Source organism: Bradyrhizobium sp. HKCCYLRH3073, assembly GCF_051167995.1.
In the GTDB taxonomy this organism is placed as follows: Bacteria; Pseudomonadota; Alphaproteobacteria; order Rhizobiales; family Xanthobacteraceae; genus Bradyrhizobium.
This window is the reverse complement of record NZ_JBNPUD010000002.1, coordinates 748,017-760,878: the sequence shown is the minus strand read 5'-3', so window position 1 is coordinate 760,878 and position 12,862 is coordinate 748,017. Positions and strand designations below refer to the sequence as shown.

Sequence of the window (12,862 nt, the reverse complement as noted above, 5' to 3'; positions counted from 1 at the left end):
CTGGCCGCGTGGATATGTAGTAGACCCAACCCCAAGTCGACTACTGAAAACGCCCGCTCCCCACGGGCGTTTTCTTTTTGGCCGCTTGCCTCAACGCGCCGGCGGCACGGTCTCGATCAGCTTGCCGGTAAACACGATCGGCCCGGTCGCCTGCCCGGTCGGCGACCCGCCCTCCGGCTCGACCGTGACCGCGTAGGTCGCGCGACTCACTGTGTCCGCGTCGTAGGACGAGAGAACGGGACGGCTGGTGAAGTCGCTGCCGCCGATCACGCCGAGCGAGCGCGGCTTCTGCAGCTTGTCGGACACGAGCCACAACTCGAAGCTCTTGCCCGGCTCCGGCGCGGCGCCGACCCGGCGCACGGTGTAGCTCTTGCTGGCGGCATCGACGGTCAAGATGAACGCCGGCGACGCCGCGTCCTTTTGCAGGAGGGCAACGAACTGGGCCGAGGGCTGCACGGCCGGCACCTTGACCTCGACGGTCTGGATTCGCGGCTTCGGCTGCAATGGCCGCGGCAGCAGGTCGGGGCGGTAGACCTGGACACCGACCAGCGCAAGCAGCACGGCGGCGATCGCGGTCATGATGTTGGCGACCGCGCGCAACTGCCGGACCTTGGACGAGAGGCGAACGATGTTCGCGTTGTCGTTCGCAACCTCGTCCGTCGCAGGCGCATTTCGCCGGGCTGCGATGGCCGGGGCTTCGACACCGATGTCTTGCGGAGCGACCTGAATCGCGGGAGCGCCGATCTTCGCGGCTTCGATCTCGGCAACCTCGACGGTTGGCGCCTCGAGCTTGGGTACATCGGCCGGCGGAGCTTCGGCGACGAGCGCTGGAGCCTCGGCAGTTTCCGGCTTCGGCGGAGCGACGACGACCGGAACCTCGACAACCGCCGCAGGCTCGGCCGCGGCGTTCGCGCGCAACTGCGCGATCTCGGCCTTGATGCGCTCCCACAGTTCGGGGCGCGGCTCGACCAGCCCGACCATCTGGTTGAGCGGACCGAGACGGAATTCCCACGCCTGGACCAGCGCGACAAAATCGGTGTCGACCGCCATCATGGTCTCGACCTGCGCCCGTTCGGCGGCGTCGAGCGTCCCGAGCGCATATTCCGCCGCCAGCGCGATATGGTCTTCGCTATACGCCATCACAGGTCCAGATCACGTCACCTACAAGATCTCTCGCCGGCTCGAACAGCACCTCATCCGAGACCGAGACATTGGCGGATGTCCATCATGCTCCGCCGCAGCCAGGTCTTCACCGTGTTCACCGGCGCCTCGAACTTGGTCGCCAATTGCTCGCGGCTCCAGCCGTTGTAGTAGGCAAGCAGCACGAGCTTCTGGCGGTCGGGCTCGAGCTGGCCGACGCATTCCAAAAGACGCTTGAGCTCCTCCGACATCTCGCGGCGCGCCAGCGGGTCCGGCGTCTCGGCAGCCACCTCGAGCGCGGAGGGCTCATCCTCCAACGACAGCTCGCCGCGCTTGCGCACCAGATCGATGGCGCGGTTGCGGGCGATGGCGGCCATCCAGGTGATCGGGGAAGACACGGCCGGGTTGAACTGCGCGGCGTTGTTCCAGACCTTCACATAGGTCTCCTGGACGACCTCCTCGGCGAGGTCCTGTCGGTGCAAGATACGGAGCACGACGCCATAGAGTTTCGCGCGCGTCGCCGCGTAGAGGCGCTCGAAGGCGGCCTCGTCCCCTTTGGCAACAGCGGCAAGCAACCAGACCAGCTCTGCCGGCGTCAGCATTCAGCGTCCCCGAAAATCGCCCCACTCCCTCGTTCGAGCCTACGTCCTCCCGTAGCACAAGTCCTGGGCAACTCTCCACCGGGGCGGGCGCGACGAAAAACCCGGACCTCGCGGCCCGGGTTTTCGAAAGCTCAAGCCGTGACGGCGACGGGCTCAGGCGATGACGCCGAGCCGGGCGCGCATCAGGCCGATCGAGTCCATGTCCGCCTGCTCGCGGGCGCTCTCCTCGGCCTTCTCGCGGGCCTGGTCACGCTCGTCGAGCAGCTCGACCTTCTTCATCTCCTCGAACGCCTCGGACAACGCGGCCTTGGCGTCCTCGAGCTGGGTGCGCAGCTCGTCGGCCGAGCGCGTCAGGTTTTCCCGGCGCTGGATCGCGGCCTTGGCGTAGGTCGGATAGGCAAAATGGGTCGGGTCGTTGATGCCGGCCCGCTCCTGCTCGGTCTGGATCTCCCGCTCGAGCTCGGCCGACATGCGCTGGAAGTCAGCGATCATGCCCTCGATCTGCGTCACCCGGCGGCGTTTCTCATCCACCTGAAATTTCTTCAGACGGATCAGCGTTTCGCGCGACTTCATCGACTCATACTCCCCAGAAGTCCCGTATACGGCGCGGGACAGGGCCGGCCGCCCGTGCTGGGCTCGCCGACTAGGCTCGTTACATGGAGGGGATGATTACCCGACAAAGTTAGCTTTCCGTTTCCAAGCGCCCCAGGATCTGTTCCAGCTCCCGATACCCGCTCTGCAGCGTCGAGACCTCGTCCTTGCGCTGGCGCAGGAACGCCTCCAGCGGCTCGTGCAGCCGGATCGCCTCGTCGACCTCCGGGCTGGAACCGGCGCGATAGGCGCCGAGCCGGATCAGCTCCTCCATGTCGGCATAGGTCGCCATCACCTGGCGCGCCCGCATGATCGTCGGCAAGAATACGGGGTCGGCCGATTTCGGCATCGTCCGCGACACCGATTTCAGGACGTTGATTGCCGGATAGCGGCCGCGTTCGGCGATCGAACGCTGCATCACGACGTGGCCGTCGAGAATGCCGCGGACCGCATCCGCCACCGGCTCGTTGTGATCGTCGCCATCGACCAGCACCGTGAAGATTCCGGTGATGGTACCCTCGCCGCTGCCCGGCCCCGCCCGCTCGAGCAGTTTCGGCAGCTCGGTGAACACCGTCGGCGTGTAGCCCTTCGCGGTCGGCGGTTCGCCGGCCGACAGCCCGATCTCGCGCTGCGCCATCGCAAAGCGCGTGACCGAGTCCATCAGGCAAAGGACATCCTTGCCCTCGTCGCGAAAATATTCGGAGATCGCGAGCGTCAGATACGCCGCCTGCCTTCGCATCAGCGCCGGCTCGTCCGAGGTCGCGACCACCACGACGGAGCGCGCGAGGCCCTCATCGCCGAGATCGTCCTGCAGGAACTCCTGCACCTCGCGGCCGCGCTCGCCGATCAGTCCGATCACCGACACTGCCGCATCGACGTTGCGCGCCAGCATCGACAGCAGCACCGATTTGCCGACGCCGGAGCCGGCGAAGATGCCGAGCCGCTGGCCGCGGCAACAGGTAAGAAAGGTGTTGAGTGCGCGAACGCCGAGATCGAGCGGCGCACCGACACGCCGTCGCGAATGCGCCGGTGGCGGATTGTTCCGATAGGGAACCGGCGAGGCGCCCTGCGGCAGCGGCCCCTTGCCGTCGATCGGCTCGCCCATCGCATTGATGACGCGGCCGAGCCAGGCCGGCGACGGCCGCACCTGATTGGCGGCATTGGCGATCACGGCACGGCAGCCGCGGCGCACGCCCTCCAGCCCGGCGAACGGCATCACCACAGCGTTCTTGCCGGAGAACCCGATCACTTCGGCAGGGATGTAATTGTTGCCGGTCTCGATCACGATGCGCGCGCCGACCGACATCGCATGAATCGGCCCGGCGATCTCCACCATGAGTCCCTTCACGCCGACGACACGCCCATAGGTGTTCACGGCGTCGATGTCGCTGATCTGCTCGGCCAGAGCCTTCATTGCGGAAGAGCCTTCATTGCCAAAGCGCCTTTATTGCGAGAGAGAGGGCATTGCACCAGAGCCTTCATTGCGAAAACCTTAAGTAGGGGCAGATTCGCGTCGTCGGTTTAACTCTGTGTTTACTCGCATCATTAATCATTACGTCATGGTCTGGAGTGACTGACGTGCTTCGCTTTGCCGCCCTCAAAAAGCGGTGAGATCCGAGAGTCGGTTAGGTCCATCTCTTAACATGGAGCTTGAACGAGAGCGGCTAAGAAAAACTGCTTCATCGCAACACCTTACGGCGATTCGATAAAAATTGCACGGATAGAGCTTGCGGAGGGGAATCAGGATTTGTTAACCATCTCTCGTCAGGATCCGAATCAGTTGTTCAAAGGCGTTTTGAGTGCCGCAGATGGCGGCCGACCTGACGCCCGGAGCGGCGACTATGGGGAACTGGCATGCGCGTTTTGCTGATTGAGGATGACAGCGCCGTCGCGCAGTCGATCGAACTGATGTTGAAGTCCGAAAGCTTCAATGTCTACACGACTGACCTGGGCGAGGAAGGCGTCGACCTCGGCAAGTTGTACGACTACGACATCATCCTTCTCGACCTCAATCTGCCCGACATGTCCGGTTACGACGTGCTCAAGCAGCTGCGCGTGTCGAAGATCAAGACGCCGATCCTCATTCTGTCCGGCCTCGCCGGCATCGAGGACAAGGTCAAGGGTCTCGGCTTCGGCGCCGACGACTACATGACCAAGCCGTTCCACAAGGACGAGCTGATCGCCCGCATCCACGCGATCGTCCGCCGTTCCAAGGGCCACGCCCAGTCGGTCATCCAGACCGGCGACCTCGTCGTCAACCTCGACACCAAGACGGTCGAAGTCGGCGGCCAGCGCGTGCACCTGACCGGCAAGGAATACCAGATGCTGGAGCTGCTCTCGCTGCGCAAGGGCACCACCCTTACCAAGGAGATGTTCCTCAACCATCTCTACGGCGGCATGGACGAGCCCGAGCTGAAGATCATCGACGTCTTCATCTGCAAGCTGCGCAAGAAGCTCGCCAACGCCTCCGAGGGCCGCAATTTCATCGAGACCGTCTGGGGCCGCGGCTACGTGCTGCGCGAGCCGCACGACATGGACGAGCGCATCCCCGCCTGATCTTTCACTGGGTCCTCCGGCAGGCCTCACGGCTTGCTCCTCCCAGACTGGGCCCCGCCGCAAATGGCGGGGTTTTTGTTTGTGGGGGTGGTTGTTCATGGAGCGGGCGCCTCCGACGGAACGAGCGCCTCGCGCCTGGCAATCGGCGATGGAGCCAAGCTCTCGCCACGCGCCCGCTGCGCTCCCCTCCCCCTTGCGGGGAGGGCGATCGCATTTGGTGAAAGAGGCAGGGCGCGCAGTCTTTCCGCGACCATCCTTCGAGACGCCCGCCTTCGGCGGGCTCCTCAGGATGAGGGCCTTCTCCGCCGCAAAGCTGTTGATCCTCATGGTGAGGAGCGTCGCTCTTGCGACGCGTCTCGAACCATGAGGCCATGAAAGGTCCGCCCAGGAAAACCATATGCGATCGCCCTGCCGCAAGGGGGAGGGGAGCGCGCCGCGCTCGCACGCCTCAAACGACCGGACACGGCCGCCCTCGCCTTTCATCAGGCAAAGGGCGCCTGGCCCTCGCGCGCCATCGCCCGCCATCGATCTCTCCAAAATCCATCATCCCATGTCATCGCGATCTCGCAGCGCCCCGCGCCCGAGTGATGTGCCATTCTGACCGCCCTCTACCTAACTGAGGGCGCAGGGAAGGCCGGGCGCTGGCCGCGCCCGTGGCCCGCCTGCAGAAAAGAAAGCAGGCGGCAGTCACCACAGGTCTGGCCGAAACACCCGGCCCTCCCCGCGCGATGGCTTTACGATTTATACGCGATCTCCCTGGGGACCGGCTGTCTTGCCCCCATCACCCGCAGGCAGCGCTTGACCGCAACGCCCACGCGATTGGCCTCAGCACCGGGAGGCCAGGACCACGCGATTTCACCGTGCGCCATGGATCGTTCGTCGGCACGGCCAAGCCATGCTGCGATCTCCAACGCCCATCGCATCCCACACCCGACGTCCGTGACGACCGCGAAGCGTCCCCTCGTTGGGGCGGGACGGAGCGAGTAAAACACAAATTCTGCAAAAGCGAAAGAAGAATTTTTGAGAAACCGAAATTCGTCGGGTCGAGCACGAAATGACAGGCTTGCGTTGGGGTCAGCGCAGACCGCAAGCCGTGTCCGCGAAAGTTTCCTGCCGGTTTTCGCTGCATCGGCCCATGTGCAGAAGACTCATCGGCGTCGGAAGCAACCTTTCACCCGACGCCGAAGTGGGAACAGCTTACGAGAAGGCCGACGGCAGCATCGAAGCCAAGGAGCCGGTCGCAAGGATCGAGATGGTCGGCACCTCGCAGCGCAGGCCGAGTGCCATCAGCGCCCCTTCCTCGCCCCGCTCTTCGTTGCTCGCTTAGCGCTCTTTGCCGTCTTCTTCTTGGCCGCCTTCTTGCTCGCCTTCGCTTTGGCCTTCTTTCCAGCGACCTTCTTCGTCGCCGTCTTTGCGGCTTTTTTCTTCGTCGTCTTTTTGCCGCCTGCCACGGTCTTCGCTGCAGCGGCAGCCTTCTTCGCGGTCTTCTTGACGGGCTTGTCGGACGTCGTCGAAGGGTTCGTCTTTGCAGCCGGCTTCTTCGCCGGCACCGTCCCCGCGGCCGGAGCCCCACTCCCACCCGCCGCCGACAGCCAGAACCGCAGCTCCGGTGACTTCTCCTCGGCGCCCTTGATGTACCGGTCCTGCCAGCTGTCATCGCCCTGCAGCGGCTTGCCGAAGATGTCGGGGTGCTGCTGCAACAGGAAGCGCCAGGCGTAGTGGTCGTAGAGGTCGAGGACGTGGCAGGCATAAGCCTCGGCGAGGCCGCGGTGGCCGCGGATGATCAGCATGTTCTCGTCGTTGTTGTGCGAGGCGCGGAAGCCGAGATTGTGCGAGCCGGTGACGACGACGCAGTCGTCGCTGAACGGATCGATCACCACGATCTTGCTGTGGATGATGGCGAAGCCGTATTTGCCGAGCTCCCGCTCCCACTTGCCGAACGCGTCCTGCACCGCGCCGGCCGGCACCGCACGAAAATCGATGCTGCCCGTGGCGCCCGGCTGCTTCGGCTTGCCGGCCTCGCCGACCACCGTCACCTGGGGCGCCGAGTCGTCCGCGCCCGCCTCCGCCGGACGTTCCGAATGACCGCCGGAATGCAGCGCGGCGGAGAAGTTCGTCGCGCGCACCGGGCTGGTCAGCGCGCCGCGCACGAACAGATCGGGCTTGTCCTTGAGCAACTGGCCGGCGACGTCGAGGATCGAGTTGTTGCCGGGGTCGAAGGCGAGGAACAGCACGGCGTACTTGGCGCCCTTCATCAGTTCGAACACGCGGCCCATGTCACCGGGCGTATCGGGATTCTTGCCGAGCTTGCCGTGGGTGTTGGGCGAGAACATCGGCTCGACGGTGACGCCGTGGCCGAGGTCGACCGGCGCCTGGATCGCGTCGGCATTGTTGGCATGGGCGAAGTCGCGCAAGGTCTGCGACTGCAGTGCCGCCTTGTTGCCGGCGGCGGCGGCGACGTCGGCCTTCAGCGCGTTCCAATAGCCGAGGTAGCGCTGCGCCAGCACCGGGCTTTCCACCACCAGCGCGTTGTTGGTCTGGGTGCACAGGCCGGTCGAGGTCCAGTTGGTCGAGCCTGACAGCACCGCGCTCGGCTTGCCGTTCTCGGTGAGCACCATGAACTTGTTGTGCGGGATGCTGCCCTTGTCGAGGATGCGGTCGATCACGGCGACGCCGGCCGCCTTCAGATTGGCGCGGTTCTCGGCGTCGGCATCGTCAGAGTCCTTGCCCTGCTCGTTGCCGAGAATGACGGTGCGGCTTGCCGGGTTCCGGTGGAGCTGCTTCTCCAGGCCGTTGGGATCGTTGAGCTCGTAGAGCGCGGCGTGGATGGTGCCGCCGCCGGCATCGGCGCGCGCGAGCAGCGAGGTCAGGCCGTCCTGGAGCTGGCCCATCAGACGGATGCGAATGGGATCGGCGGGATCGAGGATGTGCGGCGCCAGCGCCGACACGCTCGGCTTGTCGTTCAGCGCATGGCTGAGCGCCTGGGTCGCGGTGATGCCGCGGTTGAAATAGACGTGGAACGGCGGCCGCTCCGGCGTCAGCGTGACCGCATTGCTCTCCAGCGGCGCGACGCCGGCGAGCGGCGTCAGCGTCTGGCCGGGCGTGCCGCCCATCGGCACGACGCGATATTTGTAGGTGCCGCCGCGTTTGGCATAGAGGTCCTTCCACCAGAACTTCTGCACCGGCGCCTGGTCGGTGGCGAGCCTGTCGGCGGTCTGCCCGGCAAACCGCGCCAGCGCCGGCAGCACCGTGTCGGTGTTATCGGCGATGTCGATGCGGTGAATGGCGAAGCCCAGGCAGCCATCGAGGCGGCGGTCGAAGGTCCAGGCGACGACGGCGATATCGTTGTTGGAAAATGCAAGCGCGGGCATGGCGGCACTCCTCGTCTGACAAGGATATGTCTCCGGGTTGCAACAACGGTTCGATGCATCCGGGGCAGGAAAGGGAAATCGAGGGCACGGCAGTGCGGTGCGGGAGGGCGAGGATCGTGACCTGCGAGCTCACGCGGCACGCGAGGTCAGCTCCCCTCCCCCCTGCGGGGAGGGGGTTGGGGTTGGGGGTCCGCCAGCGCTGAAGGTCGTGGGACGCGCTATGGATCCCGGTGTTCATGTGGAATGCTGACGGCGCTTGCACGACACGTGCTCTCACCGAGAGAGCGGAATGCGTGGACCCCCACCCTCGACCTCTCCCCGCAAGGGGGGCGCACCGACGCTGCCGCGAGAGTTTGGCGCCAGACGGCGATGAGTTCGGCGCGATCCATCCTCGCGTCATTGCGAGGAGCGAAGCGACGAAGCAATCCAGGGCTACGCCCGCGACACTGGATTGCTTCCGCCTTCGCTCTGCGAGCTACGGCCCACAAATCGCTTCGCTCGCGACGACGCGAGGATCGAGCGTGCGTTAGGCCACGGCGCCGGGCTTGCCGCGGCTGACGTAGCGGCCGTCGCCCTTGGCGCCGACCAACTCGCCGTCGCGGACGACGAACTTGCCGCGCAGCATGGTCGCGACCGGCCAGCCCGTGATCTCGATGCCTTCATACGGCGTGTAGTCGGAGCCGTGGTGCAAACCGGCCTGGCTGATGGTCGCCGTCTTGTTCGGGTCCCACAGTGCGATGTCGGCGTCGTAGCCAATGGCGATGGAGCCCTTGCCTTTCAGGCCGTAGGTCTTGGCGTGGTTGGTGGCGGTGAAGGCGACGAACTGGTTGAGGGTGATGCGGCCCTTGCTGACGCCTTCGGAGAACAGGATCGGCAGCCGGGTCTCGACGCCGGGGATGCCGTTCGGCACCCAGCGGAAGCTGGTGCGGCCCTTCGGGGTCAGCTTGCCGGCCTCGTCGTCGTAGCGGAACGGGCAGTGATCCGACGAGAACAGCGAGAACACGCCCCTTTGCAGGCCCTCCCAGCAGGCCTCCTGGCTCGCCTTGTCGCGCGGCGGCGGCGAGCAGACATATTTGGCGCCTTCCATGTTGAGGCCCTGCATGTCCTCCTCGGTCAGCACCAGATATTGCGGGCAGGTCTCGCCGTGGATCTTCAGGCCGCGCGCCTGCGCGCGACGGATCTCCTCCATCGCCTCGCGGTTGGAGACGTGGACGATGACGATGGGAACGTCGATCAGCTCGGCCAGCGAGATCGCGCGATGGGTGGCCTCGCGCTCGACCGGAATTGGCCGCGACTTGCCGTGATAGTATGGCGCGACCTTGCCGGCGCGCTCCAGCCGGTCGGTGAGGAAGCGGATGGCGTCGTAGTTCTCGGCGTGGATCTGCACCAGGGCGCCCTGCTCGCGCGCGACCTGCAGCACGCCGAGGATCTCGTAGTCGTTCAGTGCGAGACCCTCATAGGTCATGAAGATCTTCAGCGACGAATAGCCGTCGGCGACCAGCGCCGGCAGCTCCTGGCCGAGCACGGACTCCGAGGGATCGGCGATGATCAGGTGGAAGGAGTGGTCGACATAGCAGGTCTGGTCGGCCAGCGCGTGATAGTCCTTCAGCGCCGCGCGTAGCGGCTGGCCCTTCTCCTGCAGGCAATAGGGCATCACGAAGGTGTTGCCGCCGAACGCCGCGGCGCGCGTCGCGCTCTCGAAATCGTCGGCCATGACGATGCCCGGGCCGGACGGCTGGCTGATATGGACGTGGCTGTCGATGCCGCCGGGCAGCACCAGCAGGCCCGATGCATCGACGATCTCATCGGCATCGGTGATGGCTTCGCCGATCGCGGCGATGCGGCCCTGTTTGATGGCGACATCCGCCTGATACGTGTCGCTCGCGGTGGCGACGGTGCCGTTGCGGATGACGGTGTCGAATGCAGCCATGTGACGCGCTCTCCCAATCTCAGGCGAATCTCTGAAACAGCGATCCCCACCCGCTAACGCCGCGGGGATCCGTACCCGCCAATTTCAGCGACTTCCATACCACGGTGGCGATGGTGTCGAGGATCGGAATGCCGGTCTCCAGCTCGAGCCGCGCCGCCAGCGGCGCGGCGCGCATGTTGGTGCAGACCACCGCGATGGCATCCGGCTTCTCGCGCGCCACCTCGCGGATCATGGTCTCGATCTCCGCGGGCGTCACCTCGGCGAAGGAGAAATTGTCCTGCAAATTGAGATGCCGGTCGCCGCGGCAGGCAATGCCGAGCTTTGCATAATTGGCGATGATGCGCGCCTGCACGTCGTCGCGATAGGGCGTGACGAGACCGAGCGACGTGGCATTCGATGACGCCAGGATCTCGTTCAGCGCCAGCATCGAGGTGGTCGCGGGAATGCCGGTCGCGGCGGTGATCTGCTCGCAGAGGCGCATGTCGGTCTCGAAGCCGAGCCAACCCGAGGATGTGCCGTTCCAGCCGATGACGTCGACCTTGGCATGGGCGAGCAGCTCGGCGGCACGCAGGATGTTGCTGATGTCGAACTGCGCCAGCGCGTCGGTCGACAGCGCAATCTCGGTGACCTTGAAGCGGGAGAAATGCGCCGAGACGTTGGGCAGGCTCGCGACCATCGCCGAGGTGATCGGCTCCAGCGCGGTGTTCGACGACGGCGTCAGCATGCCGAGAAGCGTGCGCTTGGTCATGGGTGAGTGAATCCCTTTGCCATAGCCAACTCCGGCCCATCGGGAAATACTTGAACAGCAGAAGCGGGCGATCCGCCGGTGACTATGCCCTCTCCCCTTGTGGGAGAGGGCATGCACGAACGTGCAGCGGCCTCGCTCGGGTGAGGGGTCTGCCTCGACAGATGAGACCGCGGAGAGAGACCCCTCACCCGGTTTCTCACTTCGTGAGAAACCACCCTCTCCCACAAGGGGAGAGGGTGCACCGCCCGTGCCGCGACAGCACGCGTCATCGGTGATGCGGCGGTTCGGCGCCACTGTGAGAGTAGGTTCAGAATCTCCGCACCATGGAGACAGGCGCCAATCATGCCAGCGCCCTCTCCCGCTCCCCACGCAGCAACGCCAGAATATGCCGCTTCAGCGCGTTGAATTGCGGGCTGGTGATGTCGCGCGGGCGCGGCAGATCGATCGGGATGATCTCGACGATGCGCCCCGGCCGTGCGCTCATCACCGCCACATGGGTGCCCAAGGTCAGCGCCTCGTCGATGCCATGGGTGACGAACACGATCGTGCCCTGGTGCTGCTGCCAGATCCGCACCAGCTCGGTCTGCATGTCCATGCGGGTCTGCTCGTCGAGCGCACCGAACGGCTCGTCCATCAGGATGACCTGCGGGTTCATCAGCAGCGCCCGCGCGATGCCGACGCGCTGGTTCATGCCGCCCGACAGCTCGGACGGATAGTGGTTCTCGAAGCCGGTGAGCCCGACCATGTCGATATAGACCTGCGCGCGGGCGCGGCGCTCAGCCTTCTGGCCGCCGCCGAGCAGGAGGTGAAAGGCCACGTTCTCCCACACCGGCAGCCACGGCATCAGGTTGGCGTGCTGGAACACCACGCCGCGGTCGGCGCCGGGCGCGGTGACCGGCCGTCCGTCGACCGTGACGCTGCCGGCGCTCGGCTGCTCGAAGCCGGCGATCATGTTGAGCAGCGTGGACTTGCCGCAGCCCGAGGGCCCGAGCAGGCAGACGAATTCGTTGCGGGCGATGGAGAGGTCGATCTCGCTCAGCGCGGTGACGTCGGCGTTGCGCTTCCTGTCGGTGAAGATCTTGGAGACGCCGGAGATCTCGATCGTGGCCATCGTTACTCTCCGCCGCGAAGCGTGGTGTTGCGCTGCCAATGCAGCACGCGCGCCATCACGGTGCGGATGGCGAGATCGCTGCAGAAGCCGAGCAGGCCGATGCTCGCCATCGCCGCCAGCACCAGATCGTAGCGCAGGAAGTAGTAGCTGTCCCACAGCACGTAGCCGAGCCCGCTCTTCACCGCGACCATTTCGGCGGTCACCGTCAGCATCCAGGCCGAGCCGATGCCGATGCGCAGACCTGCAAAGATGCTCGGCATGGCCGCTGGGACCACGATGTAGCGCAGCAGCTTGCGCTCGCTGCCGCCGACCATGGCGCCGGCGCGGATGAGGTTGCGGTCGCAGGTCTTCACGCCGTGGATGGTGTTGAGCAGGATCGGAAAGAACGCGCCAAGGAACACCAGGAAGATCGCCGGCTTGTTGGCGATGCCGAACCAGATGATGGCGAGCGGGATCCACGACACCGGCGGGATCGGCCGGAGCATCTGCAAGGTCGGCTCGATGATGAGCTCGGTCTTGCGCGACCAGCCGATGGCGACGCCGAGCGCGACGCCGAGCACCGTGGCAATGGCGAAGCCGGCCGCGACGCGCGACAGGCTGGCCAGCATGTCGGCCAGCCAGTGCGCGCTGTAGGTCTGGGTGTTGCCGTCGGTACCGACCAGCCAGTCCGCCCACGCCCACACCACCGTCGACGGCGCCGGCAGCAAGGCTGCCGGCAGCGCCCCCGAGCGCGAGAACGCCTCCCAGCCGGCGAGCGCCAGCACGGGCACAATGGCGCGGTCGAGCTTCCTGAGCTGGGCGAGCGCCGTCATC

At 65.6% G+C, this 12,862-nt stretch carries 10 protein-coding genes; 1 reads left to right on the top strand and 9 read right to left on the bottom strand.

Translation table 11 applies throughout. The features are described from left to right. Positions 1-90 precede the first annotated feature (90 nt). The 4 genes from ACQR1X_RS07355 to fliI all read right to left on the bottom strand — a co-directional run bounded on the left by ACQR1X_RS07355 (position 91) and on the right by fliI (position 3,747). Complete coding sequence (locus ACQR1X_RS07355; RefSeq protein WP_434863795.1) at positions 91-1,140, bottom strand: anti-sigma factor; 1,050 nt, start codon at positions 1,138-1,140, stop codon at positions 91-93. A 53-nt stretch (positions 1,141-1,193) separates the two neighbouring features. Beyond that, positions 1,194-1,742, bottom strand: a complete 549-nt coding sequence (locus ACQR1X_RS07350; protein WP_315714037.1) for a sigma-70 family RNA polymerase sigma factor — start codon at positions 1,740-1,742, stop codon at positions 1,194-1,196. Between the two features lie 153 nt (positions 1,743-1,895). Beyond that, on the bottom strand, positions 1,896-2,315 hold the full coding sequence (gene fliJ, locus ACQR1X_RS07345; RefSeq protein ID WP_315714036.1) for a flagellar export protein FliJ: 420 nt from the start codon (positions 2,313-2,315) through the stop codon (positions 1,896-1,898). A 109-nt stretch (positions 2,316-2,424) separates the two neighbouring features. After that, positions 2,425-3,747: a flagellar protein export ATPase FliI gene (gene fliI / locus ACQR1X_RS07340; RefSeq protein WP_315803231.1), complete on the bottom strand. Its 1,323-nt coding sequence runs from the start codon at positions 3,745-3,747 to the stop codon at positions 2,425-2,427. Positions 3,748-4,187: 440 nt separating this feature from the next. Here fliI and ctrA point away from each other — a divergent pair, with 440 nt between their 5' ends. Next, complete coding sequence (ctrA, locus tag ACQR1X_RS07335; RefSeq protein WP_012046382.1) at positions 4,188-4,889, top strand: response regulator transcription factor CtrA; 702 nt, start codon at positions 4,188-4,190, stop codon at positions 4,887-4,889. A gap of 1,286 nt (positions 4,890-6,175) precedes the next feature. Here the strand turns inward: ctrA and ACQR1X_RS07330 are convergent. The 5 genes from ACQR1X_RS07330 to ACQR1X_RS07310 all read right to left on the bottom strand — a co-directional run bounded on the left by ACQR1X_RS07330 (position 6,176) and on the right by ACQR1X_RS07310 (position 12,861). Next, a complete protein-coding gene (locus ACQR1X_RS07330; protein WP_316216660.1) occupies positions 6,176-8,260 on the bottom strand; it encodes a phospholipase D-like domain-containing protein in 2,085 nt (694 codons plus the stop codon). A 526-nt stretch (positions 8,261-8,786) separates the two neighbouring features. Continuing rightward, positions 8,787-10,190 carry a dihydropyrimidinase gene (gene hydA, locus ACQR1X_RS07325; RefSeq protein WP_315803229.1) on the bottom strand — a complete coding sequence of 468 codons (1,404 nt, stop codon included), beginning with the start codon at positions 10,188-10,190 and terminating at the stop codon, positions 8,787-8,789. 19 nt (positions 10,191-10,209) lie between these two features. Next, a complete protein-coding gene (locus ACQR1X_RS07320) occupies positions 10,210-10,938 on the bottom strand; it encodes a maleate cis-trans isomerase family protein (protein ID WP_315803228.1) in 729 nt (242 codons plus the stop codon). 340 nt (positions 10,939-11,278) lie between these two features. Further along, positions 11,279-12,049, bottom strand: a complete 771-nt coding sequence (locus ACQR1X_RS07315) for an ABC transporter ATP-binding protein (protein ID WP_315803227.1) — start codon at positions 12,047-12,049, stop codon at positions 11,279-11,281. Between the two features lie 2 nt (positions 12,050-12,051). Next, positions 12,052-12,861 carry an ABC transporter permease gene (locus ACQR1X_RS07310; protein ID WP_315803226.1) on the bottom strand — a complete coding sequence of 270 codons (810 nt, stop codon included), beginning with the start codon at positions 12,859-12,861 and terminating at the stop codon, positions 12,052-12,054. Position 12,862: the final 1 nt, after the last annotated feature.

What these genes read in the sequence shown, in the direction of transcription:
- ACQR1X_RS07355 (WP_434863795.1), bottom strand. Translation starts at nt 1,140, where the DNA reads ATGGCGTATAGCGAAGACCATATCGCGCTGGCGGCGGAATATGCGCTC.
- ACQR1X_RS07350 (WP_315714037.1), bottom strand. Translation starts at nt 1,742, where the DNA reads ATGCTGACGCCGGCAGAGCTGGTCTGGTTGCTTGCCGCTGTTGCCAAA.
- fliJ (WP_315714036.1), bottom strand. Translation starts at nt 2,315, where the DNA reads ATGAAGTCGCGCGAAACGCTGATCCGTCTGAAGAAATTTCAGGTGGAT.
- fliI (WP_315803231.1), bottom strand. Translation starts at nt 3,747, where the DNA reads ATGAAGGCTCTGGCCGAGCAGATCAGCGACATCGACGCCGTGAACACC.
- ctrA (WP_012046382.1), top strand. Translation starts at nt 4,188, where the DNA reads ATGCGCGTTTTGCTGATTGAGGATGACAGCGCCGTCGCGCAGTCGATC.
- ACQR1X_RS07330 (WP_316216660.1), bottom strand. Translation starts at nt 8,260, where the DNA reads ATGCCCGCGCTTGCATTTTCCAACAACGATATCGCCGTCGTCGCCTGG.
- hydA (WP_315803229.1), bottom strand. Translation starts at nt 10,190, where the DNA reads ATGGCTGCATTCGACACCGTCATCCGCAACGGCACCGTCGCCACCGCG.
- ACQR1X_RS07320 (WP_315803228.1), bottom strand. Translation starts at nt 10,938, where the DNA reads ATGACCAAGCGCACGCTTCTCGGCATGCTGACGCCGTCGTCGAACACC.
- ACQR1X_RS07315 (WP_315803227.1), bottom strand. Translation starts at nt 12,049, where the DNA reads ATGGCCACGATCGAGATCTCCGGCGTCTCCAAGATCTTCACCGACAGG.
- ACQR1X_RS07310 (WP_315803226.1), bottom strand. Translation starts at nt 12,861, where the DNA reads ATGACGGCGCTCGCCCAGCTCAGGAAGCTCGACCGCGCCATTGTGCCC.